This is a genomic window from Enterobacter cloacae complex sp. P15RS, from assembly GCF_014895905.1.
GTDB classification, from domain to species: domain Bacteria; phylum Pseudomonadota; class Gammaproteobacteria; order Enterobacterales; family Enterobacteriaceae; genus Enterobacter; species Enterobacter quasihormaechei.
In genome coordinates, this window is the sequence record NZ_JADBQL010000007.1 from 101694 (window position 1) to 126712 (window position 25019).

General features: G+C 54.8%; 30 protein-coding genes. 18 read left to right on the forward strand and 12 right to left on the reverse strand.

All coding sequences use genetic code 11. From position 1 onward, the window contains the following. The first annotated feature begins 17 nt into the window (after window positions 1-17). Window positions 18-1205 carry a CynX/NimT family MFS transporter gene (locus tag IM267_RS04710; RefSeq protein ID WP_131638139.1) on the forward strand — a complete coding sequence of 396 codons (1188 nt, stop codon included), beginning with the start codon at window positions 18-20 and terminating at the stop codon, window positions 1203-1205. Window positions 1206-1236: 31 nt separating this feature from the next. On the opposite strand, the gene IM267_RS04715 is transcribed toward IM267_RS04710, so the two are convergent. Beyond that, window positions 1237-1944 carry a CTP synthase gene (locus IM267_RS04715; RefSeq protein WP_193032911.1) on the reverse strand — a complete coding sequence of 236 codons (708 nt, stop codon included), beginning with the start codon at window positions 1942-1944 and terminating at the stop codon, window positions 1237-1239. Window positions 1945-2095: 151 nt separating this feature from the next. Between IM267_RS04715 and IM267_RS04720 the strand changes: the two genes are divergently transcribed. Then, window positions 2096-2440 carry a DUF488 domain-containing protein gene (locus tag IM267_RS04720; protein WP_193032912.1) on the forward strand — a complete coding sequence of 115 codons (345 nt, stop codon included), beginning with the start codon at window positions 2096-2098 and terminating at the stop codon, window positions 2438-2440. Here IM267_RS04720 and IM267_RS04725 read toward each other — a convergent pair whose 3' ends face one another. From IM267_RS04725 to IM267_RS21175, 3 genes are all read right to left on the reverse strand, one after another. Next, a complete protein-coding gene (locus tag IM267_RS04725) occupies window positions 2441-2746 on the reverse strand; it encodes a hypothetical protein (protein WP_193032913.1) in 306 nt (101 codons plus the stop codon). It abuts the gene before it with no gap. An 80-nt stretch (window positions 2747-2826) separates the two neighbouring features. After that, on the reverse strand, window positions 2827-3048 hold the full coding sequence (locus tag IM267_RS04730) for a DUF333 domain-containing protein (RefSeq protein WP_226847922.1): 222 nt from the start codon (window positions 3046-3048) through the stop codon (window positions 2827-2829). Beyond that, entirely contained in the window at window positions 3005-3142 is a 138-nt protein-coding gene (locus tag IM267_RS21175; RefSeq protein ID WP_226847933.1) for a hypothetical protein, read from the reverse strand. The genes IM267_RS04730 and IM267_RS21175 overlap by 44 nt, the downstream gene beginning before the upstream one ends. 250 nt (window positions 3143-3392) lie before the next feature. Between IM267_RS21175 and IM267_RS04735 the strand changes: the two genes are divergently transcribed. Together IM267_RS04735 and IM267_RS04740 are read left to right on the forward strand one after the other, a co-directional pair. After that, on the forward strand, window positions 3393-4421 hold the full coding sequence (locus IM267_RS04735; RefSeq protein ID WP_063866394.1) for a sensor domain-containing diguanylate cyclase: 1029 nt from the start codon (window positions 3393-3395) through the stop codon (window positions 4419-4421). Window positions 4422-4466: 45 nt separating this feature from the next. Beyond that, complete coding sequence (locus IM267_RS04740; protein ID WP_015570793.1) at window positions 4467-4565, forward strand: YoaK family small membrane protein; 99 nt, start codon at window positions 4467-4469, stop codon at window positions 4563-4565. 126 nt (window positions 4566-4691) lie between these two features. On the opposite strand, the gene IM267_RS04745 is transcribed toward IM267_RS04740, so the two are convergent. Beyond that, window positions 4692-4940 carry a GlsB/YeaQ/YmgE family stress response membrane protein gene (locus IM267_RS04745; protein ID WP_003857896.1) on the reverse strand — a complete coding sequence of 83 codons (249 nt, stop codon included), beginning with the start codon at window positions 4938-4940 and terminating at the stop codon, window positions 4692-4694. A 368-nt stretch (window positions 4941-5308) separates the two neighbouring features. On the opposite strand from IM267_RS04745, the gene yncL reads away from it, so the two are divergent. Continuing rightward, entirely contained in the window at window positions 5309-5401 is a 93-nt protein-coding gene (gene yncL / locus IM267_RS04750; RefSeq protein ID WP_193032973.1) for a stress response membrane protein YncL, read from the forward strand. A 111-nt stretch (window positions 5402-5512) separates the two neighbouring features. Next, window positions 5513-7012: an EAL domain-containing protein gene (locus IM267_RS04755; protein ID WP_193032915.1), complete on the forward strand. Its 1500-nt coding sequence runs from the start codon at window positions 5513-5515 to the stop codon at window positions 7010-7012. 4 nt (window positions 7013-7016) lie between these two features. On the opposite strand, the gene IM267_RS04760 is transcribed toward IM267_RS04755, so the two are convergent. Together IM267_RS04760 and icd are read right to left on the reverse strand one after the other, a co-directional pair. Next, window positions 7017-7262: a YmjA family protein gene (locus tag IM267_RS04760; protein ID WP_193032916.1), complete on the reverse strand. Its 246-nt coding sequence runs from the start codon at window positions 7260-7262 to the stop codon at window positions 7017-7019. Window positions 7263-7336: 74 nt separating this feature from the next. Beyond that, window positions 7337-8587 (reverse strand): NADP-dependent isocitrate dehydrogenase, encoded by a 1251-nt coding sequence (icd, locus tag IM267_RS04765; protein WP_045327001.1) that lies wholly within the window; start codon window positions 8585-8587, stop codon window positions 7337-7339. 117 nt (window positions 8588-8704) lie between these two features. Between icd and rluE the strand changes: the two genes are divergently transcribed. The 5 genes from rluE to purB are packed head-to-tail and all read left to right on the forward strand — an operon-like array spanning window position 8705 to window position 13040. Beyond that, the gene (gene rluE / locus IM267_RS04770) at window positions 8705-9367 is read left to right on the forward strand and encodes a 23S rRNA pseudouridine(2457) synthase RluE (protein WP_063449032.1); all 663 of its coding nucleotides are present in this window, start codon (window positions 8705-8707) and stop codon (window positions 9365-9367) included. Further along, entirely contained in the window at window positions 9367-9840 is a 474-nt protein-coding gene (locus IM267_RS04775; protein ID WP_063449033.1) for an NUDIX hydrolase, read from the forward strand. The genes rluE and IM267_RS04775 overlap by 1 nt, the downstream gene beginning before the upstream one ends. 40 nt (window positions 9841-9880) lie before the next feature. Continuing rightward, on the forward strand, window positions 9881-10993 hold the full coding sequence (gene mnmA, locus IM267_RS04780) for a tRNA 2-thiouridine(34) synthase MnmA (RefSeq protein WP_063449034.1): 1113 nt from the start codon (window positions 9881-9883) through the stop codon (window positions 10991-10993). A 27-nt stretch (window positions 10994-11020) separates the two neighbouring features. Then, window positions 11021-11650 (forward strand): high frequency lysogenization protein HflD, encoded by a 630-nt coding sequence (gene hflD / locus IM267_RS04785; RefSeq protein ID WP_006809213.1) that lies wholly within the window; start codon window positions 11021-11023, stop codon window positions 11648-11650. Window positions 11651-11669: 19 nt separating this feature from the next. Further along, window positions 11670-13040: an adenylosuccinate lyase gene (gene purB, locus IM267_RS04790; RefSeq protein WP_107535141.1), complete on the forward strand. Its 1371-nt coding sequence runs from the start codon at window positions 11670-11672 to the stop codon at window positions 13038-13040. Window positions 13041-13126: 86 nt separating this feature from the next. Here the strand turns inward: purB and IM267_RS04795 are convergent, their stop codons facing one another. Beyond that, complete coding sequence (locus tag IM267_RS04795) at window positions 13127-13519, reverse strand: hypothetical protein (protein WP_193032917.1); 393 nt, start codon at window positions 13517-13519, stop codon at window positions 13127-13129. Between the two features lie 413 nt (window positions 13520-13932). Between IM267_RS04795 and phoP the strand changes: the two genes are divergently transcribed. The 3 genes from phoP (at window position 13933) to IM267_RS04810 (ending at window position 17281) form a co-directional block, all read left to right on the forward strand. Further along, complete coding sequence (gene phoP, locus IM267_RS04800; protein ID WP_026094318.1) at window positions 13933-14604, forward strand: two-component system response regulator PhoP; 672 nt, start codon at window positions 13933-13935, stop codon at window positions 14602-14604. Next, on the forward strand, window positions 14605-16068 hold the full coding sequence (phoQ, locus tag IM267_RS04805; RefSeq protein ID WP_063866389.1) for a two-component system sensor histidine kinase PhoQ: 1464 nt from the start codon (window positions 14605-14607) through the stop codon (window positions 16066-16068). A 91-nt stretch (window positions 16069-16159) separates the two neighbouring features. Then, the gene (locus IM267_RS04810) at window positions 16160-17281 is read left to right on the forward strand and encodes a cupin domain-containing protein (protein ID WP_107535140.1); all 1122 of its coding nucleotides are present in this window, start codon (window positions 16160-16162) and stop codon (window positions 17279-17281) included. 93 nt (window positions 17282-17374) lie between these two features. On the opposite strand, the gene IM267_RS04815 is transcribed toward IM267_RS04810, so the two are convergent. Further along, window positions 17375-17866 (reverse strand): transposase, encoded by a 492-nt coding sequence (locus tag IM267_RS04815; protein WP_193032918.1) that lies wholly within the window; start codon window positions 17864-17866, stop codon window positions 17375-17377. Window positions 17867-17965: 99 nt separating this feature from the next. Continuing rightward, entirely contained in the window at window positions 17966-19189 is a 1224-nt protein-coding gene (pepT, locus tag IM267_RS04820) for a peptidase T (RefSeq protein WP_063866386.1), read from the reverse strand. Between the two features lie 237 nt (window positions 19190-19426). Between pepT and potA the strand changes: the two genes are divergently transcribed. Genes potA through potD form a run of 4 tightly spaced genes read left to right on the forward strand, consistent with a single transcriptional unit; the run spans window position 19427 to window position 23235 of the window. Then, window positions 19427-20575 carry a spermidine/putrescine ABC transporter ATP-binding protein PotA gene (gene potA / locus IM267_RS04825; RefSeq protein WP_193032974.1) on the forward strand — a complete coding sequence of 383 codons (1149 nt, stop codon included), beginning with the start codon at window positions 19427-19429 and terminating at the stop codon, window positions 20573-20575. Then, on the forward strand, window positions 20559-21416 hold the full coding sequence (potB, locus tag IM267_RS04830) for a spermidine/putrescine ABC transporter permease PotB (protein WP_063449041.1): 858 nt from the start codon (window positions 20559-20561) through the stop codon (window positions 21414-21416). The genes potA and potB overlap by 17 nt, the downstream gene beginning before the upstream one ends. Continuing rightward, the gene (gene potC / locus IM267_RS04835) at window positions 21413-22204 is read left to right on the forward strand and encodes a spermidine/putrescine ABC transporter permease PotC (RefSeq protein ID WP_015570805.1); all 792 of its coding nucleotides are present in this window, start codon (window positions 21413-21415) and stop codon (window positions 22202-22204) included. The genes potB and potC overlap by 4 nt, the downstream gene beginning before the upstream one ends. Continuing rightward, complete coding sequence (gene potD / locus IM267_RS04840; RefSeq protein WP_193032919.1) at window positions 22201-23235, forward strand: spermidine/putrescine ABC transporter substrate-binding protein PotD; 1035 nt, start codon at window positions 22201-22203, stop codon at window positions 23233-23235. The genes potC and potD overlap by 4 nt, the downstream gene beginning before the upstream one ends. A gap of 34 nt (window positions 23236-23269) precedes the next feature. On the opposite strand, the gene cobB is transcribed toward potD, so the two are convergent. Both cobB and nagK read right to left on the reverse strand, forming a co-directional pair. Further along, the gene (cobB, locus tag IM267_RS04845; RefSeq protein ID WP_063449043.1) at window positions 23270-24091 is read right to left on the reverse strand and encodes a Sir2 family NAD+-dependent deacetylase; all 822 of its coding nucleotides are present in this window, start codon (window positions 24089-24091) and stop codon (window positions 23270-23272) included. 14 nt (window positions 24092-24105) lie between these two features. Continuing rightward, a complete protein-coding gene (gene nagK / locus IM267_RS04850; protein ID WP_193032920.1) occupies window positions 24106-25017 on the reverse strand; it encodes an N-acetylglucosamine kinase in 912 nt (303 codons plus the stop codon). Window positions 25018-25019 lie beyond the last annotated feature (2 nt).

Sequence of the window (25019 nt, forward strand, 5' to 3'; positions counted from 1 at the left end):
GAACGTAAGAGACAATAATGACTACTGCTATTCAACCTTCCGGGAAACAGGGTGCGCTGCTGGTTGCAGGTATCCTGATGATTGCCACGACGCTGCGCGTCACGTTTACCGGTGTCGCCCCCCTGCTCGATACCATTCGTCAGGACTATGGCTTAAGCACGGCACAAACCGGTCTGCTCACGACGCTGCCGCTGCTGGCCTTCGCCTTAATCTCTCCCCTTGCCGCAGGCGTCGCCCGGCGGTTGGGCATGGAGCGCAGCCTTTTTATCGCGCTGCTGCTGATATGCATCGGGATTGGCATCCGTTCGCTGCCGTCGGCGTCGCTGCTGTTTATCGGTACGGCGGTTGTTGGCTGCGGGATTGCGCTGGGCAATGTCCTGTTACCCGGACTAATCAAACGCGATTTTCCGGGCCAGGTCGCAAAACTCACGGGGGCGTATTCGCTGACGATGGGGGCCGCCGCTGCCGCAGGATCGGCGCTGATCGTCCCGCTGTCGCTGGGGAATGCCGGCTGGCACGGGGCGCTGCTGATGCTGATGTTCTTCCCGCTGGTGGCGCTGCTGCTGTGGTTACCGCAATGGCGCCAGAAGCCCGCCGCTACCCTGACGGGAGCGGGCGCGCTGCACAACCGGGCCATCTGGCGCTCCGCCCTTGCCTGGCAGGTGACGCTTTTTCTGGGCATCAACTCACTGATTTACTACGTCATAATCGGCTGGTTGCCCGCGATTCTGATCAGCCACGGCTACAGCGAAACGCAGGCGGGCTCCATGCACGGCCTTCTCCAGCTGGCCACCGCTGTTCCCGGTCTCGCCATTCCGCTTATCCTGCACCGTCTTCGCGATCAGCGTGGCATTGCCGGGCTTGTCGCCCTGATGTGCGCCGTAAGCGCGGCCGGGTTCTGGTTTGCGCCGCAGCTGGCCGTCGTCTGGACGCTGGTGTTTGGCTTCGGATCCGGCGCCACCATGATCCTCGGCCTGACCTTTATCGGGCTGCGCGCCAGTTCGGCCCATCAGGCCGCCGCGCTCTCCGGCATGGCACAGTCCATTGGCTATCTTCTGGCGGCCTGTGGGCCACCGCTGATGGGGAAAATTCACGATACCGCCGGAGACTGGCGCATTCCGCTGCTCGCCTGCGCGCTGGCTGCGGTGGTGATGGCCCTGTGCGGCATGCTGGCCGGGCGCGATCGGGAAATCACACCCCGCTGACACACAAGGCAGACCTTTCGGTCTGCTTTTTTTATGCCTGCGCCGCCCGCAGCATGGCCTGGACCAGCACCACCGGGCGCCCTTGCAGCGCGGCTCGCTCATGCTGGAACAGGGTGATCACATAGAAGGGATGGGTCACCAGCTCTGCCGCGCGGATCTCGCCCTGCTCGTCCCAGCCCGTCACGCGCATGTCGCCCCGCTCAAGCTGCCGGGCAAACTCAGGCGAGACGCCGTAATTGCAGTGATACCCTTCCTGAATTTCCGGCTTCCCGTACGCTTTGGCAATCAGGGTGTTGTTCCGCAGTTCGATCGCGTCGGTTTGTTCCACCAGCGAGCAGGCCAGCGGCGCAATCACCATCCTCCCTTCGGTATCGGTTTCGGCATGGCCTGCATCGTGCCAGCCCAGCACGTTGCGCGCATATTCAATCAGCGCATGCTGGAACCCGCCGCAGGTGCCGAGAAAAGGGATGCTGTTTTCGCGCGCGTAACGCGCCGCAATAAACGCCGCCTCGGTGTTTTTATACGGGCTTGCCGGAACCAGCCAGATGGCATCGTAACCGACCAGGTCTTCGGGACTGGTGAGCTCAGGCGTGGCGAGCCAGTCATAATCCGCGGTGAGATCCAGAACCGCAGCGGCGTCATCAATCGCCAGCGGGATAGCCTGGTGCGCAATAACATCGGGATTGTAATCACCAACCAGCGCAATGCGCAGCGTCGTTTTAACCGGGGAGAGTTCCATGAGAGATTCCTTATGCCGGAGGATTTTCAGATAACATAAGGAACCTCAGACTACCGATCTTTTGCAATTATCACAATACCTTAAATTGGGTGGATAAAAGCCTGGTGCTATAGTGTTCTTGCTGAACGTCACACGGTAGGGAGGAAAACGGATGATTCAATGCAAACGCGTGTATGAAGAGGCAACGTCAGACGATGGTTACCGGGTGCTGGTAGACAGACTCTGGCCGCGAGGAATGAAAAAGAGCGATCTCGCCTACGATGAGTGGTGCAAATCGCTAACGCCGTCGAGCGAACTGCGTAAAGCCTTCCACGGTGAAGCGATCGATTTCACCGCGTTCAGTGAAGCCTATCGAAAAGAGCTGGCGCAGCATCAGGATGAAGGCAAGCGCCTTGCGGCCCTCGCCCGACAGCAGACCGTGACGCTACTCTATGGTGCGAAAAATACGGAGCAGAATCACGCGCAGGTGCTGGCGGACTGGCTGCGAGAACTGTGATTAGCCGATCGCCAGCTCATCAACGATGCGTGGCATCTCGTCCGGCGTCAGCGGCATCAGATGTTCCGGGCGAACAAACGCAAAACCGTGCTGGTTATCAAATGCGTAGACATCACCGGTGACCAGCCACAGCGGGCGCGCTGACGTGGCGGGTAACTGCGTCATGACGCCGTTGACCGGGTTCACAAAACGCTGGCCTGGCTGACAGAGGCCAAACAGCTCAACGGATTTACCAATATTTTGACGGCCTGCCGTCGTACGCGCACCCACGATCATCGCCATGCTGCCCGGTTTTAACTGAAACATACTTCTTCTCGCAAACGTGCTGCCAGAAACTGGCTAAGAATAATCCTAAAGAGAAGTGTATCGCAGTTTTATTGCCGTTGTCATCTGGTCGGTTGCGGATGATCGCGGCGGTAGAGATCCCATTCATCGATCGTTTCTCCGCCTGGCAGTTTGCACTCGGTACGTACGCCCTGAGGGCTTTGAACAGGGATTTGCTCTCCCCCTTTCTCCAGACAGTACACTGACGCCGGGTTTGCCATACCAATAGCGTGCGGCGGCTCAGGCGCATCGGGAGGGGGTGTCTTTGTTGAGCATGCGGTCAACGGAAGTACCAGTGCCAGGAAAAGATATTTCATTTTCACGATCCTTCAGGGTGTTGAAAACGTCAGAGTAACGGGTCATCGCCGTTTTCTCCATGATTTCTCCATTAAACCTGCACGATTCGTCCCTATAGTGGGGTCTGTTCTCACTCTGACCAGAGAACATCATTCCGTAATCAAGATGTTTTGCCCCGGCCTTCGCGTCGGGGCTTTTTTTAGCGCGCCCGCCCTGGTTTCCAGAAGAATATATAAAATTTCCCCTATTCATGTTTAACTATGACCGGAGTCTATAATTTCAGCATAACATGCAGATACAGAGGCCTTCTGCATGGGAGTCAACCTGCTTTATGTCAGATATCATTCTTGCCCGTGTTTCAGAAACCCTCGCCACCGAGCAATCTCTCGACAGTCTGGTGCGTCAGCTACTGGAAATGCTGGAAATTGTGACCGATATGGAATCAACCTACCTGACCAAAATCGATATCAATGCGCGTTTACAGCACATTTTATATGCCCGTAACAGTAAGCAAATGCAGATCCCGGAAGGGTTCAGCGTGCCCTGGGACGAAACGCTGTGTAAGCGCGCCATGGATAGCGACACGTTGTTCAGTAACGAGGTGCCTGAACGCTGGCCAGAATGTGAGGCTGCAAAAGCGCTGGGGATTACGACCTATATGAGCGTGCCGGTTCACCTTGCTGACGGTACCTTGTACGGCACGCTTTGCGCGGCAAGCACCGCACAGAAACAGTTCAGCGAGCGTGGCGAGCAGGTAATCAGACTCTTTGCCGGGCTAATTGGTCAGTACATTCAGAAAGAGTCGCTGGTGCTTCAGCTTCGCGAAGCCAACGCCGCGCTCATTGCCTACTCATACACCGACGCTCTTACCGGCCTGCCAAACCGTCGCGCCATTTTTGAAAATCTCACCACCCTGTTCTCACTGGCGCGCCATCTTAACCGCAACGTCATGATTGCCTTTATTGACCTCGATGACTTCAAGCGAATCAATGACCAGTACGGTCATGAAGCGGGCGATCGGTTCCTCGTTCAGGTCGGCAATCGGCTGACGCACGAGCAAACGCAGGACGAAATTATCGGCCGGCTCGGCGGCGATGAATTTCTGGTTGCCAGCCTGAGTAACAGCAATGATGGCGACACCAGCTCAGAGGTCAACGCAATCAAAACCCGCCTCAACGGTCGTATCGCGGGCGAATACGGGTTAGGAAATGTCACTATTCTCTATCCCGGTGCAAGCTATGGCGTCGTTATTGTGGATCCTCACAGCACGGATGAAGATAGCGCCCTGCGCACCGCAGACCTCGCGATGTATCAGGATAAAAAGGGAAAAAGCAAAACAGGCTTTGTCGCGTTAGATTAAAACCGTACACTCTACGGCCTTATACAAACTCAAACAGGTGATGGCATGAGAATAGGGATCCTCTTTCCGGTTGTAATTTTTATCACGGCGGTGGTGTTTTTAGGCTGGTTTTTCCTTGGCGGATACGCCGCGCCGGGGGCATAAGTGAGAAAAACGACCCTCATCATGCTGATTGTGGCCATCGTAGCCGTAGCCGGTACCCAGCTGGGCTGGTGGTAACCCAAAGTAAAAAGGCCGCCATCAGGCAGCCTTTTTTAACACAGTTCAGATTTAGCTTTTGATTTTTCTGTAGATAAACAGAACAACCAGCGCGCCAATCACCGCGACGACAAAGCTGCCGAAGTTGAAGCCATCAACTCTGCCAAAGCCGAACAGGGTACTGATCCAGCCACCAACGACTGCACCCACAATCCCCAGAATGATCGTGACGATGAAACCGCCGCCATCTTTGCCCGGCATAATCCACTTCGCCAGGATACCCGCAATCAGCCCAAAGATAATCCAGGATAAAATTCCCATAGCTTTCCTCTCCGTATGGTTTTTGTCATTAAATCAACGACACAGAAAAGGATAGCACAGGATTTGAGAAAGGAAATTTGTGATAAGAATCACACGGTTCGTTTGAGTAAAATCTGAACAGTAAAAATTTGCCGTTCCACATGAATCGTGGGGTTGCATCTTTTATTGAGAAAGATTATCTTTCTCAATACTGAATAGTTGAGCAAATCACTCAGGTATTCAGTACGACATTGCTCACATTGCTTCCAGTATTTCTTGCCCACTTTTTAGTGGGCTTTTTTTTGCCTAAACCCACCAAAATCTGGCGTTTTATCGCAGGTGGCGAAACGCTATTCTCTGTGGCTACTGAACAGCAAAGAATTGATAACATGAACGTATCGAGCAAATTTGTCATCTGCCTGAATCTAATTTCTGCCAGTACGCTACTGTTACTGCTCTCCACACGGTTTGATTGGTTCTGAATAGAACGTAGCCTGCACGGCGATGCCGTGCTGGCTCTTCTCTCATACTTGTAGCTTTTATGACCTGTGTTAAGATCCCTGCACCTCAGGACGTGGCGGGACAGCAGGAATATGAAGAAGGCCATTAGCGTTGCTATCATCTCAACCTTTCTGGTCGTCCTGTCGCTGTATGCTGTTAACGCCATCATCGTTGAACAGCAAAAGGACCGGCAGACGGAGATCTCCCACACGCTGTTACGCTATTCCGAAGACTTGACGCAAATTATCGCCAGCACTCTTAAAACGACTTCCGCGAAGGGATGCGATAGCGCGAGTCTGAACGACTACCGTAAATTAAAGATGCAGAGTCTCTATTTCGCCGATGTGGGGTTTATTGAAAATGGGAAAATCACCTGCACCGCATTTTGGGGCAAGCTGGCAAATCCCATCGCCCTTCCCTCTGAGCTTCATGACACTCTGAACGGATTCAGCCTGGCGCAATTTTCACAGAAAGATTTCTTTGTGGGCAATGCGACAATTTATAACCATCTTATTATCTTCACGTCACGTTCAGCCTACGATAAATTTTCTCCCGTTACCGCCAACTATTCACTTCGTTCTTCCACGAAAGATTTCGACCGGACCTTTTTCACCGTTACGTCTCCTACGGATAACCTTAGCCGCCTGTCGTCTTTGCTATTCACGCAGACCGTGACGCAGTGCAGCACCCGCTGGGATTTGTGCGTTACCGTCACCCACCACAATGCCGGACTGGCATCGCTGTCCCGCATCGTGATGGTGCTCCTGTGCCTGTTTTTATACTTTATCTGGGTATCGCTGACGCTGTTTTCTCTGCGACTTTACGAAGACCGGCTTTCTCTGGAGCGTACGCTGGTCAAAGCGGTGAAAGCGAATACCATCAGCGTACACTTTCAGCCCATTATTCGGGTTGCTGATAAGAAAATCGTTGGGGTTGAAGTGTTATCGAGATGGCAGGATAACAACCACAAAGAGGTTTCTCCCGAGCTGTTTATCCCGTTGATTAAAAAAATTGGGCTGTATAACGTTTATTACCGGAACATGATTAAAAAATCCCTGTCGGAAATTGCCGCGCTGGCCACTGAACATCAGCTCATGATTTCACTGAACGTTGGTCGAACAGAAATTGAAGACGGCAAATTCCTGGCGGTATTACGCCATGAATGCCTACAGCACGCGCTTCCCTTATCGTTAATAAAGGTCGAATTATCCGAGAATGGCGTGTCCACCTCGGCCATCCTTGAAGAGTTTTGTGAGGAGCTTAAATCGGCAGGCGTCAAAATTTCAATAGACGATTTTGGCGTACAAAATTCTAATCTGGCCAGGCTGTCAAACCTCAAGTATGACGAAATCAAAGTGGATAAGTCGTTAGTAGATGGCATCAACGAGCATTATAAACAGGATATTCTGGCGATCTTTTGCGACGCGCTCGCTAAGCTCCACAAAACCCTCGTGTTTGAGGGCGTCGAAAGCGAAACGCAATATCAGTTTATCGCCCAGAGATATCCTGATGCCCTCGTGCAAGGCTGGTACTTTTCAAAATCGTTAACCCGGCGCGACCTGGCCAGCCTGCTGGCAGACTCAACGCGATGAAGCGTTATTCATTGCCCCATTGATTCAGAAAGTTTGCGATATCGTCAATGCGCGCTTCATCAATATCCGCCTGGACAGCCATCTCCCGCTGCGCCTCTTCACTGATTTCCTCATTGTTGTATAAGCGAGTGAGCAGCAGCTGGAAATAGCGTGCCAGCGGCGTACGCTCTGCCTCTTCGACCGGTTTCGCCGTTTCAGTCGCATACTCATCGACGATGTCATAATACTTGAGCGGGATATCATGGTTCATAGCGTTTTTCCGTCTTTTGTGCATAAAAAACGGGAACCCTCAGGCTCCCGTTGTCATTTAACCCAGCGAGTGGATTACATGTTCGCGATAATCGCGTCGCCAAACTCTGAGCATTTCAGCAGTTTAGCGCCTTCCATCAGACGTTCAAAGTCATAGGTGACGGTTTTTGCGTTAATCGCGCCTTCCATACCCTTAACGATCAGGTCTGCGGCTTCGAACCATTCCATATGACGCAGCATCATCTCTGCGGACAGAATGATAGAGCCTGGGTTGACTTTGTCCTGGCCCGCGTATTTCGGCGCAGTACCGTGAGTGGCTTCGAACAGGGCGCACTCGTCACCGATGTTCGCGCCCGGCGCGATACCGATACCGCCAACCTGAGCTGCCAGCGCATCAGAGATGTAGTCACCGTTCAGGTTCATACAGGCGATCACGTCATACTCAGCAGGACGCAGCAGGATCTGTTGCAGGAACGCATCGGCGATCACATCTTTAATGACGATTTCTTTACCGGTGTTCGGGTTCTTAATCTTCTGCCATGGGCCGCCGTCGATCAGCTCACCGCCGAACTCTTCGGTCGCCAGCTGGTAGCCCCAGTCTTTGAACGCGCCTTCGGTGAACTTCATGATGTTGCCTTTGTGCACCAGGGTCACAGAGTCACGGTCGTTGGTGATAGCGTATTCGATAGCTGCACGCACCAGACGCTTGGTCCCTTCTTCGGAGCACGGCTTAATGCCGATACCGCAATGCTCTGGGAAGCGAATTTTCTTCACGCCCATCTCTTCGCGCAGGAATTTGATCACTTTTTCTGCATCAGCAGAATCCGCTTTCCATTCGATACCGGCGTAAATGTCTTCTGAGTTTTCACGGAAGATAACCATGTCGGTCAGTTCCGGGTGCTTAACCGGGCTTGGGGTGCCCTGGTAGTAACGTACCGGACGCAGACACACATACAGATCCAGTTCCTGACGCAGCGCCACGTTCAGGGAGCGAATGCCGCCGCCAACTGGCGTGGTCAGAGGGCCTTTGATAGCAACGCGATAGTCGCGGATCAGGTCCAGCGTTTCGGCTGGCAGCCAGACGTCCTGGCCATAAACTTGAGTGGATTTTTCACCGGTGTAAATTTCCATCCAGGAAATTTTACGCTCGCCTTTGTAGGCTTTCTCAACAGCGGCATCAACCACTTTCAGCATTGCCGGGGTAACGTCTACGCCGATACCATCACCTTCGATGAACGGGATAATCGGGTTGTGAGGAACGTTAATCTTGCCGTTTTGCAGGGTGATCTTTTTACCTTCCGCCGGAACAACTACTTTGCTTTCCATTAACCTCTCCTTCGAGCGCTTCTGGTTGTTACTGATCTTATGTTAATAAATTGTAATGAGCCTTCCGATAGTACCTGATTGTCCGACGCCATGAAAGGTCTTCGTTATTAGGCTATAATGCGGCAATTGATAAAGCCTGAAAATACCATGAAGAAAACTTCTTTTAGAAAACACCGGGTTGAGCGATTCAGCTCACAACAAGCGACCAGAAGAACGCCAGAAACCCAGCCGACGCGGGTCATACTGTTCAATAAACCCTACGATGTTTTGCCGCAGTTTACCGATGAAGCCGGGCGCAGCACGCTGAAGGATTTTATACCCGTACAGGGTGTCTACGCGGCCGGGCGACTGGATCGCGACAGCGAAGGGCTGCTGGTGCTCACCAACGACGGCGTACTACAGGCCAGGCTCACTCAGCCGGGAAAACGTACCGGAAAAATTTACTACGTGCAGGTTGAAGGCGAGCCGGACGACGCCTCGCTGGCAAAGCTGCGCAACGGCGTGACCTTAAACGACGGTCCCACCCTGCCTGCGGGTATTGAGCGCGTGAATGAGCCCGAGTGGCTGTGGCCGCGCAATCCGCCGATTCGTGAGCGCAAATCCATTCCCACCAGCTGGCTTAAAATCACCCTTTATGAAGGCCGCAACCGACAGGTCAGGCGCATGACTGCGCACGTGGGATTCCCTACCCTGCGACTCATTCGCTACGCGATGGGCAGCTACACGCTGGACGCACTGGCAAACGGGGAATGGCGTGACGTTACCCCCAAGGAGAACTGATGTTTAAACCTCATGTTACGGTCGCCTGCGTGGTCCACGCGCAGGGCAAATTCCTGGTGGTGGAAGAGACCATCAACGGCAAAGCGCTGTGGAATCAGCCAGCCGGGCACCTTGAAGCCAATGAAACCTTACTCCAGGCGGCAAAGCGCGAGCTGTGGGAGGAGACGGGGATCCGTGCTGAACCGCAGCACTTTATCCGCATGCATCAGTGGATAGCGCCTGACCGCACGCCTTTCCTGCGCTTTTTATTCGCCGTTGAGCTTAACGAAACGTGCGCCACTGAACCGCACGACGACGATATCGATCGCTGTCTGTGGGTGACTGCCGAGGAGATCCTGACCGCGCCAAACCTGCGCTCGCCGCTGGTTGCCGAAAGCATCCGCTGCTGGCAGTCTGCGGGCCGCCTGCCGCTGGATGTCATCGGAGAGTTTAACTGGCCGTTTACAGAGGGTGTCAATGGTGGGGGGGCGTGATAGAATACGCCGCCTTGAAGTTCAATGTCGTGAGTATTCCATGTCAGATAACAGCCAGAAAAAAGTGATCGTCGGCATGTCCGGCGGTGTCGATTCCTCCGTTTCCGCCTACCTGTTGCAGCAACAGGGCTATAAGGTGGAGGGCCTGTTCATGAAGAACTGGGAGGAAGACGATGGCGAGGAATACTGCACTGCCGCTGCGGATCTCGCCGATGCGCAGGCCGTGTGCGATAAGCTCGGCATCGAACTGCACACCGTTAACTTTGCCGCAGAATACTGGGACAACGTCTTTGAGCTTTTCCTTGAAGAATACAAAGCGGGCCGCACGCCGAACCCGGATATCCTGTGCAACAAAGAGATCAAATTCAAAGCCTTCCTGGAATTCGCCGCTGAAGACCTGGGCGCGGATTACATCGCGACCGGCCACTACGTGCGTCGCGCGGACGTGAATGGCAAAAGCCAGCTGCTGCGCGGTCTGGACGGCAACAAAGATCAGAGCTACTTCCTTTATACGCTGAGCCACGAACAGATTGCCCAGAGCCTGTTCCCGGTCGGCGAGCTGGAAAAGCCGGAAGTGCGTAAAATTGCTGAAGAGCTGGATCTGATCACCGCGAAGAAAAAAGACTCCACCGGTATCTGCTTTATCGGCGAGCGTAAATTCCGCGAATTCCTGGGCCGCTATCTGCCTGCACAACCGGGCAAAATTGTCACCGTTGATGGCGACGAAATCGGCCAGCATCAGGGACTGATGTACCACACCCTCGGCCAGCGCAAAGGTCTGGGTATTGGCGGCACCAAAGACGGCAGCGAAGATCCGTGGTACGTGGTCGACAAAGACGTCGAGAACAATATTCTGGTGGTGGCTCAGGGTCACGACCACCCGCGCCTGATGTCCGTTGGACTTATCGCGCAGCAGCTGCACTGGGTCGATCGCGAGCCGCTGAAAGGCACACTGCGCTGCACCGTGAAAACGCGCTACCGCCAGACGGACATCCCTTGCACCGTAACCGCACTGGATGACGACCGCATTGACGTGCGTTTCGACGAGCCGGTTTCCGCCGTTACCCCTGGCCAGTCTGCTGTTTTCTACAGCGGCGACATTTGCCTCGGCGGTGGGATCATTGAACAGCGCCTGCCGCTGCCTGCTGTTTAAACCGTTTACACACATAAAGGAGACCGTGTGGCGAAGAACTACTACGACATCACCCTGGCGCTGGCGGGAATTTGCCAGTCAGCCCGTCTGGTGCAACAGCTGGCGCATCAGGGTCATTGCGACGCCGATGCCCTGCACGTTTCACTTAACAGCGTTATCGATCTCAACCCGGGCTCCACGCTGGGCGTCTTTGGCGGCAGTGAAACCAACCTTCGTCTCGGTCTTGAAACCCTGCTCGGCGTGCTCAACGCCAGCAACCGTCAGGGATTGAACGCGGAACTGACCCGCTATACCTTAAGCCTGATGGTACTGGAACGTAAGCTGAACGCGGCAAAAGGGGCAATGAATACCCTGGGCGACCGCATCGCCGGGCTACAGCGCCAGCTCGACCATTTTGACCTCCAGTCTGAGACCCTGCTGAGCGCGATGGCGGGTATCTACGTCGACGTGATTAGCCCGCTCGGCCCGCGTATCCAGGTCACGGGTTCTCCTGCCGTATTGCAAAGCCCACAGGTGCAGGCGAAGGTTCGCGCCTCTCTGCTGGCAGGCATTCGTGCCGCGGTGCTGTGGCAACAGGTCGGCGGTGGCCGCCTACAGTTAATGTTTTCTCGTCATCGCCTGACGACTCAGGCAAAACAAATTCTTGCTCATTGTTAACCTCCCGGAGTTGCGAATTATGGAATTATCCTCACTGACCGCCGTATCCCCTGTCGATGGACGCTACGGCGATAAAGTCAGCGCGCTGCGCGGGATCTTCAGCGAATATGGCCTGCTGAAGTTCCGTGTTCAGGTTGAAGTACGCTGGCTGCAAAAGCTGGCCGCCCAGACAGCAATCAAGGAAGTTCCTGCTTTTGACGCAAAGGCAAACGATTACCTTGATAAAATCGTTGCTGAGTTCAGCGAAGAAGATGCCGCGCGCATTAAAACCATTGAACGCACCACCAACCACGATGTGAAAGCGGTTGAGTACTTCCTGAAAGAGAAAGTGGAAAGCGTCCCTGCCCTGCACGCGGTATCTGAATTTATTCACTTCGCCTGCACGTCTGAAGATATCAACAACCTGTCTCATGCGCTGATGCTCTCCACCGCGCGCAAAGAGGTGGTTCTGCCTTACTGGCGTAAAATCATTGATGCGGTGAAAGCCCTGTCCGTGGAGTACCGCGACATTCCGCTGCTGTCCCGTACGCACGGCCAGCCGGCAACCCCGTCCACCATGGGTAAAGAGATGGCGAACGTGGCGTACCGCATGGAACGCCAGTATCGTCAGCTGGAGCAGGTTGAGATCCTCGGCAAAATCAACGGCGCGGTAGGTAACTACAACGCCCACATCGCCGCGTACCCGGAAGTGGACTGGCACCAGTTCAGCGAAGCGTTCGTGACTTCTCTGGGCATTCAGTGGAACCCGTACACCACCCAGATTGAGCCGCATGACTACATTGCCGAGCTGTTTGACTGCATCGCGCGCTTTAACACCATCCTGATCGACTTCGATCGCGACGTCTGGGGTTATATCGCCCTGAATCACTTTAAGCAGAAGACCATCGCCGGGGAAATCGGTTCGTCCACCATGCCGCACAAGGTGAACCCAATCGACTTTGAAAACTCCGAAGGTAACCTGGGTCTGGCGAATGCCGTGTTGCAGCATATGGCGAGCAAGCTGCCGGTATCCCGCTGGCAGCGCGACCTGACCGACTCCACGGTGCTGCGTAACCTGGGCGTGGGCATTGGTTATGCGCTGATCGCGTATCAGTCTACCCTGAAAGGCGTGAGCAAACTGGAAGTGAACCGCGACCGACTGCTGGACGAACTGGATCACAACTGGGAAGTGCTGGCGGAGCCGATTCAGACCGTGATGCGTCGTTACGGCATTGAAAAACCGTATGAGAAACTCAAGGAGCTGACCCGCGGTAAACGCGTCGATGCCGAAGGCATGAAACAGTTTATCGACGGTCTGGCGCTGCCAGAAGAAGAAAAAGCGCGCCTGAAAGAGATGACCCCGGCAAACTACATTGGCCGTGCCATTACCATGGTTGACGAGCTGAAGTAATCGCCCTCCCCCTTTCCATCCGGAAAGGGGGCTGCTTTTCAACATCGTGCCGACGTTTTCACGCCCCGTTACAGGCTCTGCCGGGATTAAAGCCTGCTGTCAGGCTGATTGTTATTTTTCGTCGTGGAATAACTTTCCGGAATATAGCGTTTCAGGCCAAACGGGCACAGCCTGAACTGGCACGGCGTCTCAACGGTGCACGGGCGATCCATCTCCTGCCGGTTCCCTGGACACGCGTTTTTCTTTTTGAAACCCATCCAAACTATTGATGTAAATGGCATTGCCTGCGCTATCCATACTTTTCGGCGTCGGTCATTAATCAGGATCCCCTGGCTTGAGGTGGTGATGATTTCACCTGCACGAACGTAATAATCCCCTTTAAGCCACAGGATGTAATTAAGGCCGTAATGTGTTTCAACCTTGCAAAAGAGGGTACCGCTTTCGGGGCTCGCAATAGTCTCAACAACCTTCCATTCCATAAATGCCTCTTTACTCGATAAATTGCTGTTTAGTTGTGTAAAAATGCTGATTTACTGGTACATATTATGCGGATCTAATTTCGCACCATAAAATAAGCGTAGACAAAGATGGATAGAGCGAAAACATCCTTACAAAAAAAAGGGCAATATTTACAAAACTTGCCCGCAGCTTAAGTACCTCGCGAGATTTTTACCCCCCTCAATGCCCGTTATGGCAAAAATACCGCGCGCCCTCAACAGTTAATAAACAGATGGCTGTTTTATCCGGAATGCGGAAGCTTGCGAAAACAAGTCGGTTTATATTACTCGCGCTTTTTTAGGGCATGAAAAAACCATTTAATTTCATCACGCTGGTGTCAACCTGGATAATCAGCGTTAAACTATTCATACCATTTATAAAGGGAGAAGTGATGATGCGCGTACTGGTTGTTGAGGATAACGCATTGCTACGTCATCACCTGAAAGTTCAGCTTCAGGAGATGGGCCATCAGGTGGACGATGCCGAAGACGCAAAAGAGGCCGATTATTATCTCAATGAACACCTGCCGGACATCGCCATCGTCGATTTAGGGCTGCCGGATGAAGACGGATTGTCCCTTATCCGCCGCTGGCGTAGCCATGACGTTTCGCTGCCGGTGCTGGTGCTGACCGCTCGCGAAGGCTGGCAGGACAAGGTTGAAGTATTGAGCGCAGGCGCGGACGACTACGTTACCAAACCCTTCCATATTGAAGAGGTTGCCGCGCGCATGCAGGCGCTGCTGCGCCGTAACAGCGGGCTGGCGTCGCAGGTGATCTCTCTGCCGCCGTTCCAGGTGGATCTCTCCCGCCGCGAATTTTCCATTAATGATGAAGTGATCAAGCTGACCGCATTCGAATACACCATTATGGAAACGCTGATCCGTAACAACGGTAAAGTGGTGAGCAAGGACTCCCTGATGCTTCAGCTTTATCCGGATGCCGAGCTGCGCGAAAGCCATACCATTGACGTACTGATGGGCCGCCTGCGCAAAAAAATTCAGGCGCAGTACCCGCACGACGTGATCACCACCGTGCGCGGTCAGGGCTACCTGTTCGAATTACGCTAAATGAAAGGGATTTTGCGCCACATATTACCCCTTTCGCTGCGGGTTCGCTTTCTGCTGGCAACCGCCGCCGTCGTGCTGGTGCTGTCGCTCTCCTACGGAATGGTGGCGTTGGTCGGGTACAGCGTAAGCTTCGATAAAACCACCTTCCGCCTGCTTCGCGGCGAAAGTAACCTGTTTTATACCCTGGCGAAATGGGAGAACAACCAAATCACCGTCGAGATGCCGGAAAACCTGAACCAGCAGAGCCCGACGCTGGCGCTGATCTACGATGAAAAAGGAAAACTGCTGTGGGCGCAGCGCGATGTTCCCTGGCTGAAAAAACGCATCCGTCCGGAATGGCTGAAAACCAACGGATTTCACGAAATAGAAGCCGACCTCAACTCGACCAGCATCCTGCTGCGTGACGATCGGGCGTTACAGAACAAGCTCAATGAGATCCGCGCCGAAGATGACGACACGGAGATGACCCACTCGGTGGCCATCAACCTGTATCCCGCTACCCTGAACATGCCGCAGCTGACCATTGTGGTGATCGATACCATACCGGTTGAGCTAAAACGCTCGTATATGGTCTGGAACTGGTTCGTGTACGTTCTGGCTGCCAACCTGCTGCTGGTGATCCCACTCCTGTGGGTCGCTGCGTGGTGGAGCCTTCGTCCGATTGAGTCCCTGGCCAAAGAGGTGCGCGAGCTGGAGGAGCATCACCGCGAGAAGCTGAACCCGGAGACCACGCGCGAGCTGACCAGCCTGGTGCGCAACCTCAACCGCCTGCTGAAAAGCGAACGTGAACGTTACGACAAGTATCGCACGACGCTCACCGATCTTACGCACAGCCTGAAAACCCCGCTGGCGGTGATGCAAAGTACCCTACGTTCCATGCGCAGTTCGAAAATGAGCGTGGATGACGCCGAGCCTGTGATGCTGGAGCAAATCAGCCGAATTTCACAGCAGATTGGTTATTACCTGCACCGCGCCAGCATGCGTTCCGGAAGCGCCCTGTTGAGCCGCGAGCTGCACCCGGTAGCCCCGCTGCTGGATAACCTCACTTCTGCGCTGAACAAGGTATACCAGCGTAAAGGAGTCAATATCAGCCTGGATATCTCACCGGAAATTAGCTTTGTCGGCGAGAAGAATGACTTCATGGAAGTGATGGGGAACCTGCTCGATAACGCCTGTAAGTATTGTCTGGAGTTTGTCGAGGTGTCCGCGCGGGTAACGGATAACGAACTGCATATTATCGTTGAGGACGATGGTCCCGGCATTCCCCGTAATAAACGCGAAGTGGTATTTGACCGCGGCCAGCGCGCCGATACGCTGCGTCCGGGCCAGGGCGTGGGGCTGGCCGTCGCCCGGGAAATCGTCGATCAGTACGACGGCAAGATCGAAACCGGTGAAAGTTTGCTGGGCGGTGCCCATATGGAGGTCATTTTTGGCCGTCAACAGCCCGTATCGAATGATAGTTAACCCGGAATGTGAAAAATACGCGGATCTCGCCCCCAGGGTTCTTTGCTTCCGTTATAATCCGTCTCAGTAAGAGCCTGCGGAAAACAAAAATATGGATTATCAATTAACGCTTAACTGGCCCGATTTCATCGAACGTTACTGGCAAAAACGCCCGGTCGTTCTGAAACGCGGGTTCAGCAATTTTATCGACCCTATTTCCCCTGACGAACTCGCGGGTCTGGCGATGGAAAACGAGGTGGACAGCCGTCTGGTGAGCCATCAGGACGGAAAATGGCAGGTCAGCCACGGTCCATTTGAAAGCTACGATCACCTGGGCGAAAGCAACTGGTCTTTACTGGTGCAGGCGGTCAACAACTGGCACGAACCCACCGCAGCCTTAATGCGCCCCTTCCGCGCCCTGCCGGACTGGCGAATGGACGATCTGATGATCTCCTTCTCCGTTCCCGGTGGCGGCGTCGGTCCGCATCTGGATCAGTACGACGTGTTTATCATTCAGGGTACCGGTCGCCGTCGCTGGCGCGTGGGCGAAAAGGTGCCAATGAAGCAGCACTGCCCGCACCCGGACCTGCTTCAGGTCGATCCGTTTGAAGGGATCATTGATGAAGAGCTGGAGCCGGGCGACATTTTGTACATCCCGCCAGGCTTCCCGCATGAAGGCTATTCGCTGGAAAACTCGCTGAACTATTCGGTCGGTTTCCGCGCGCCAAGCGGCCGCGAGATGATCAGCGGGTTTGCTGATTATGTTTTACAGCGCGAGCTGGGCAGCTACCGTTACAGCGATCCGGACGTTCCGGCGCGTGAGCATCCGGCAGATATTCTGCCAGAGGAGCTGGATAAGCTGCGCGGTATGATGCTGGATCTGATCGGCGAACCGGAGCACTTCAGACAGTGGTTTGGCGAGTTTATCAGCCAGTCGCGTCATGAACTGGACGTCGCACCGCCAGAGCCACCGTATCAGGCGGATGAAATTTATGATGCGCTTCAGCAGGGCGATAAGCTGGTTCGTCTGGGCGGATTACGCGTGCTGCGCATTGGCGAAGAGGTATTCGTCAACGGCGAGCGTCTGGACTCCCCGCACCGTCCGGCGCTGGAAGCGATTGCCAGCCATATGGTGCTGTCTGCGGATACCTTTGGCGATGCGCTGGACGATCCGTCGTTCCTCGCCATGCTGGCCGCGCTGGTGAACAGCGGGTACTGGTTCTTTGAGGACTGATGTGAGATGTTTGCCGGGTGGCGGCTACGCCTTACCCGGCCTACAACAGCACGCTCCCGTAGGCCCGGTAAGCGAAGCGCCACCGGGCTCAATTTACTTCCGCTCCCCCGCCGCAAAATCCTCCACCTCACCCGCCCACTCTGCGGGATATAGCCCTTCAAGCACATCCCGATGAAATGTTGAATAGGGCCAGTCAATGACTTTGCTGACATAGCCATGCTTCAGCGGGTTGATGTAGACGTAATCCCTATGCCGCCGGTAATCCTGTTCATTGCGAATGGTGTGTTCCCAGAAACGCGGTTGCCAGACGTGGCGCATCTCAATGCTGCGGCTGAACGTTTTTTTGATGTCGCGCCAGCGCGCCGAAAAGTCACTGTCCCCTTCCGGTAAGGTCCAGATACAGTGCATATGTTCAGGCAGGACAACCCAGGCGTTAATGGTGAAGGGCTTAGCACGCTTAACTGCGGCGGTAGCGGAACGCAGGCTTTCGATGTGGCGAGTAAGTAAATCGCTCTGGCGGTTTTGCAGATTGACGGTGAAAAACCAGGTCCCACCGGGGATGTAATGGCGGCGGTAGTTTGACATGAGAACTTCCTGTTCATTTGCCGGGTGGCGGCTACGCCTTACCCGGCCTACAAAAGCCGTTCCTGTAGGCCCGGTAAGCGAAGCGCCACCGGGCTTTTTTTACCGCTTCGCGGTTAACTCGGCTATGCGCACAATCACCTGCACCGCTTTCTCCATCCCTTCCAGCGTCACGAACTCATGCTTGCCATGGTAGTTATACCCGCCGGTAAACAGGTTCGGGCACGGCAGGCCCATAAACGACAGCTGCGAACCATCGGTTCCACCCCGGATCGGCTTCATCACCGGCTCGATGTCACAATCGCGCATCGCCTGCCGGGCGATATCCAGAATGTGCGGATGCTCCACCACCTTCTCGCGCATATTGTAATAGCTGTCTTCAATGATGAGCTCAATATAGCAATCCGGATGCAGCCCCTTGCCGACCTTTTTTGCGATCTCCATCATCTTACGCTTGCGCGCCTCAAAGGCTTTGCGGTCAAAATCGCGGACAATATAGTGCATCTGCGCGCTGTCCACGGTCCCTTTGATGCTGGTCAGATGATAAAAACCCTCATACCCTTCCGTCATCTCCGGGCTCTCTTCGGCGGGAACTTCCGCATGAATACGCGCGGCCAGCGACAGCGCGTTCACCATCACCCCTTTCGCAGAGCCCGGGTGCACGTTATTCCCGACAATTTTGATCGTCACCGATGCTGCGTTAAAGTTTTCATACTCCAGTTCGCCCACGCCGCCGCCGTCGACCGTGTACGCCCACTGAGCGTTAAACGCCTCAACGTCAAAGTGTTTCGCGCCCTTACCCACCTCTTCATCCGGCGTGAAGGCGACGCGGATATCGCCGTGCGGGATATTTTGTCCCTTCAGCACCGCCAGCGCCGTCATGATTTCGGCGATACCCGCTTTGTCATCGGCGCCCAGCAGGGTCTTGCCATCGGTGGTAATTAACGTCTGCCCCAGCAGCTGGTGCAGCACCGGGAACATCACCGGCGACAGGACTTCGTCACCAATCCCCAGCGCGATATCACCGCCGCGGTAGTTTTCAACAATCTGCGGATTAACGTGTTTACCGCTAAAATCAGGTGAGGTATCGACATGAGAAATAAAGCCAATCGCCGGGATATCCCCCTCAACGTTGGCCGGCAGCGTTCCCATCACGGTACCTTTTTCGCTCAGCGTGACGTTGACCAGCCCCATGGCCTCAAGCTGCTCTTTCAGCAGGTTGAGCAGCTTCCACTGGCCTTCGGTGCTTGGCACCTGTCGGACACCCGGCTTAGATTGGGTATCCAGCGAAACGTAATGTAAAAAACGCTCAAGTAGTTTATCCATGCAGTCACCCTCACTTTTTGTGACAACATTATCAGTAAGCAGCAAAACGCAAATATTGCGTCAGGTCACTTTTATCCCGCAAACGAGAACTTTTTACGTTTATATCGTTCTGCGTTAATAAATGTAGCTTATGAATAAGTGAGAAGGATTGGCGATTCAATGGGTTTGCCGTAGAATGTCCGCCCTCATTACGAGTCACCAAGGTGGTTACACACAAACCCCGCTTCAGTCTGCTGCCTGAGGCGTCTATATGGGACAGCGCGAAAATTGAATACACAACCCCGTTCCCTTTCACCGCTGGTGCAACTGGAACGAATTCGTAAAAGTTTTGATGGCAAAGACGTCATTTCCGACCTGAATCTGACCATCAATGACGGTGAGTTTCTCACGCTGCTTGGCCCCTCCGGCTGCGGCAAAACCACCGTCCTGCGCCTTATCGCCGGGCTGGAAAGCGTCGATAACGGCCACATCCATCTTGAGAACCAGGACATTACCCAGGTTCCTGTCGAAGATCGCCACGTCAATACCGTCTTTCAGAGCTATGCCCTGTTCCCGCACATGACCGTGTTTGAGAACGTGGCGTTTGGCCTGCGGATGCAAAAAACAGCGGCCAGCGAGATCCCGCCCCGCGTCACCGAAGCCCTGCGCATGGTGCAGCTGGAAGAGTTTGCCCAGCGAAAGCCGCATCAGCTATCCGGCGGACAGCAGCAGCGCGTGGCCATTGCCCGCGCCGTGGTCAACAAACCGCGCCTGCTCCTGCTGGATGAATCCCTCTCTGCGCTGGACTACAAGCTGCGCAAGCAGATGCAGAACGAGCTGAAAGCACTTCAGCGTAAGCTCGGCATCACGTTCGTGTTTGTTACTCACGATCAGGAAGAAGCCCTGACCATGTCGGACCGTATCGTGGTGATGCGCGACGGCAAGATCGAGCAGGACGGCACGCCGCGTGAAATTTATGAAGAGCCGAAAAACCTGTTCGTCGCCAGCTTCATTGGTGAAATCAATATTTTCAACGCCACGGTGATTGAGCGTCTTGACGAGCAGCGCGTGCGCGCCAACGTGGAAGGCCGCGAATGCAACATCACGGTGAACTTTGCCGTGGAAAAGGGGCAAAGGCTCAACGTCCTGCTGCGCCCGGAAGATCTCCGCGTCGATGAGATCCACGACACGGCTGACGCCGAAGGTCTGATCGGTTACGTTCGCGAACGCAACTATAAAGGCATGACCCTCGAATCCGTGGTCGAACTGGAAAACGGCAAAATGGTGATGGTCAGCGAGTTCTTCAACGAGGACGATCCGGACTTCGACCACTCGCTGGATCAGAAGATGGTCATCAACTGGGTAGAAAGCTGGGAGGTTGTACTGGCTGATGAAGAACACAAGTAAGTTCCAGAATGTGGTGATTGCCACGATCGTCGGTTGGCTTGTGTTGTTTGTCTTTCTACCCAACCTGATGATCATCGTAACCAGCTTCCTGACCCGCGACGACGCGAACTTCGTCGCGATGGTCTTTACGCTGGACAACTACGCGCGTCTGCTCGATCCGCTCTACTTTGACGTGCTGCTGCACTCGCTCAACATGGCGCTGATTGCCACCGTTGCCTGTCTGGTGCTGGGGTATCCGTTCGCGTGGTTCCTGGCTCGCCTGCCGCAAAAAGTGCGTCCGCTGCTGCTGTTTTTACTGATTGTGCCCTTCTGGACCAACTCGTTAATCCGCATCTACGGGCTGAAGATCTTCCTCAGCACCAAAGGTTATCTGAACGAGTTTCTGCTGTGGCTGGGGATTATCGATACGCCGATCCGCATTATGTTCACCCCGAGCGCGGTGATCGTCGGCCTGGTCTATATCCTGCTGCCGTTTATGGTGATGCCGCTCTACTCCAGCATTGAAAAGCTTGATAAACCGTTGCTGGAAGCCGCCAGAGACCTGGGGGCCAGCAAGCTGCAAACCTTTATCCGCATCATTATTCCGCTGACCATGCCGGGCATTATCGCCGGCTGTCTGCTGGTCATGCTGCCGGCGATGGGCCTGTTCTACGTGTCGGACCTGATGGGCGGGGCGAAAAACCTGCTGATCGGCAACGTGATCAAGAGCCAGTTCCTGAACATCCGCGACTGGCCGTTCGGCTCGGCCACCAGCATTACGCTGACGGTGGTGATGGGGCTGATGCTGCTGGTCTACTGGCGTGCCTCGCGCTTGCTGAATAAGAAGGTGGAGCTGGAATGATCGGTCGACTGCTTCGCGGTGGTTTTATGACCGCCATTTATGCATATCTCTATATTCCGATAATCATTTTGATCGTGAACTCGTTTAACAGTTCACGCTTCGGGATCAACTGGCAAGGGTTTACCACCAAATGGTATGGCCTGCTGATGAACAATGACAGCCTGCTCCAGGCCGCGCAGCACTCGCTCACGATGGCGGTGTTCTCTGCCACCTTCGCGACGCTGATTGGTTCGCTGACCGCCGTGGCGCTGTACCGCTACCGTTTTCGCGGTAAGCCGTTCGTCAGCGGCATGCTGTTTGTGGTGATGATGTCCCCGGACATCGTGATGGCCATTTCACTGCTGGTGCTGTTTATGCTGCTGGGCGTCCAGCTCGGTTTCTGGTCGCTGCTGTTCTCGCACATCACCTTCTGCCTGCCGTTTGTGGTGGTGACCGTCTACGCGCGTCTGAAAGGGTTCGACGTGCGCATGCTGGAAGCGGCGAAAGATCTGGGTGCCAGCGAGATGACTATTCTGCGCAAAATCATCCTGCCGCTGGCGATGCCTGCCGTTGCAGCCGGGTGGTTGCTCAGCTTTACCCTGTCGATGGACGATGTGGTCGTATCCTCCTTCGTCACCGGGCCGAGCTATGAAATTCTGCCGTTGAAGATCTACTCAATGGTTAAAGTCGGTGTTTCACCCGAAGTGAACGCGCTGGCGACTATTCTGTTGGTGTTATCGCTGGTTCTGGTCATTGCCAGCCAGGTTATTGCTCGTGATAAAACAAAATCTCAGGGGACACAGAAATGAAAAAAATGCTTGCCGCTGCGGCGCTGGTGCTTGGTATGGGTGCCGCGCACGCTGATGACAGTAAAACGCTCTATTTCTACAACTGGACCGAGTATGTGCCGCCGGGCCTGCTGGAGCAGTTCACCAAAGAGACGGGCATCAAGGTGATCTATTCCACCTATGAGTCGAATGAGACTATGTATGCCAAGCTTAAAACCTACAAAGATGGCGCGTATGACCTGGTGGTGCCGTCGACCTATTTCGTCGACAAAATGCGTAAAGAGGGCATGATCCAGAAGATCGACAAAACGAAGCTATCCCATTTTTCAAACCTCGATCCTGAGATGCTGAACAAACCGTTCGATCCCAACAACGACTACTCCATTCCCTACATCTGGGGCGCGACGGCAATTGGCGTCAACAGCGACGCCGTCGATCCAAAAACGGTTTCCTCGTGGGCCGACCTGTGGAAGCCGGAATACAAAAGCAGCCTGCTGCTAACCGACGATGCGCGCGAAGTGTTCCAGATTGCGCTGCGTAAACTTGGCTATTCCGGCAACACCACCGATCCGAAAGAGATCGAAGCGGCGTATAACGAACTGAAAAAGCTGATGCCAAACGTGGCGGCGTTCAACTCCGATAACCCGGCTAACCCGTATATGGAAGGTGAAGTGAACCTGGGGATGGTCTGGAACGGCTCGGCGTTCGTTGCGCGTCAGGCCGGGACACCGCTGGAGGTGGTCTGGCCGAAAGAAGGCGGGATCTTCTGGATGGACAGCCTCTCAATTCCGGCTAATGCGAAAAACGTGGATGGTGCCCTGAAGCTGATTAACTTCCTGCTGCGCCCGGACGTGGCAAAACAGGTGGCGGAAACCATCGGCTATCCGACGCCGAACCTGGCCGCGCGGAAGCTGCTAAGCCCTGAAGTGGCGAATGATAAATCGCTTTATCCGGACGCTGAAACCATCAGCAAAGGGGAATGGCAGAACGACGTCGGTGACGCGAGCCGCCTTTATGAAGAGTATTATCAGAAGCTGAAAGCCGGTCGTTAATGCATAACGGGCGACGCAAGGTCGCCCGTTACCCTTACAGCCCCTTCAGGAGTTTATCCACAAAGGCTGGCACCACCTCGCTTGCCAGACCGTAATGCTTCTCTTCAAACTCGCTTCCGACCTGGCTTGGCTCCAGATTGAGCTCCACCGTATGGGCACCTTGCAGCCGCGCTTCGTGCACAAATCCCGCCGCCGGATAGACATGGCCTGAGGTACCAATGGCGATAAAGACGTCCGCCATGGCCAGGGCACTGTAGATCTCATCCATTCCCAGCGGCATTTCGCCAAACCAGACCACGTGCGGACGCAGACGCGAAGGAAACTGGCAGCAGTGGCAGCGGTCTTCGTCCAGCACGTCCTCTTTCCAGTCCAGCACCTGACCACTCCATGCGCACCGCACCTTGAGCAGTTCGCCGTGCATGTGAATGACGTTGCGGTTACCGGCTCTTTCGTGAAGATTGTCGATGTTTTGCGTCACCAGCAGAAAACGATCTCCCAGCGCCTCCTCCAGCTTTGCCAGCGCCAGGTGCGCCGCGTTTGGCGCAATCTCCGGCTGCTGAAGCTGGCGACGGCGGGCGTTGTAGAACGCCTGAACCAGCGCCGGATCGCGGGCGAAACCTTCCGGCGTCGCCACATCTTCAACTCGGTGTTCTTCCCACAGCCCGTCCGCCGCGCGGAAGGTCTGAATACCGGACTCGGCGGAGATCCCCGCCCCGGTCAACACCACCACTCTGGGTTTATCCATCGCTTCTGGCATCATCCTGTCTCTGAAAAAGATCCGCTGACGCAGGCGTTCACGTAAGCGGCGTTTATTTTTGCGAAAACGGCTGAGTCGACCCTGGCGACGCGACAGCATAGTAACCTCGTAAACTAATCGGTGAGATGAAGGAATGCGGCTCCGCGCATGCCTCCTGCGTCCCCGTGTCGCGCACGCTCAATGCGCGGCACGCGGGCGACCGGCAATAAATGTCGGGGCAGACGCCCGGACAACTGTTCCGTAATCGCAGTGAAGTTTGACAGCCCTCCCCCGATCACCAGCAGATCCGGGTCGACGATGGTCAGGATGTTACCCAGACACACCGCCAGCAGGTCGAGATAGCGTTCAACGTGCTCTCGCGCCTGTGCATCCCCTTGTTCCCACAAGGTAATGATTTGGGGGGCCTCAAGTTTCTGATGATAGAAGTGTTCATACAGCCATGCAAACCCCCGTCCCGACAGATAGTTTTCAATGCAGCCGTGCTGACCACAGCCGCAGCGGGTAAGCGGGAAATCGCGCCCGACCACGTCCAGCGCGTCCACCGGCAGACGAATGTGGCCAAATTCGCCGGTGATGTAGCTGCGTCCGGTAATGGGCTTGCCGTTAATGACAATCCCGCCGCCGACGCCCGTCCCGAGGATCAGCCCCATCACCAGCGGATAGCGACGAAACTCGTCGTCCCAGGCTTCGGAAAGGGCAAAGCAGTTGGCATCGTTGTCTAAACGCACGTCGCGTTCAAGGAGGGCTGAGAGATCGGCGCGCAGCGGCTTGCCGCTGGCAGCGGGAACGTTGGCGGCATACAGCGTGCCGTCGTCGGTTTCGGGCATACCCGGAATTCCAATGCCAACGCTGCCCTTGACGCCAAACCGCTCATCCGCCTGCGCTACCAGCGCGGCGATAGCGGTTAAAAATTCATCGTAGCTTTCACGCGGCGTGGGCACGCGCGTTTCCCACTGGAGTGTGAGATCGGTATCAAACACGCCGAGCGCAATCTTGGTGCCGCCAATATCAAATCCGTAATACATGA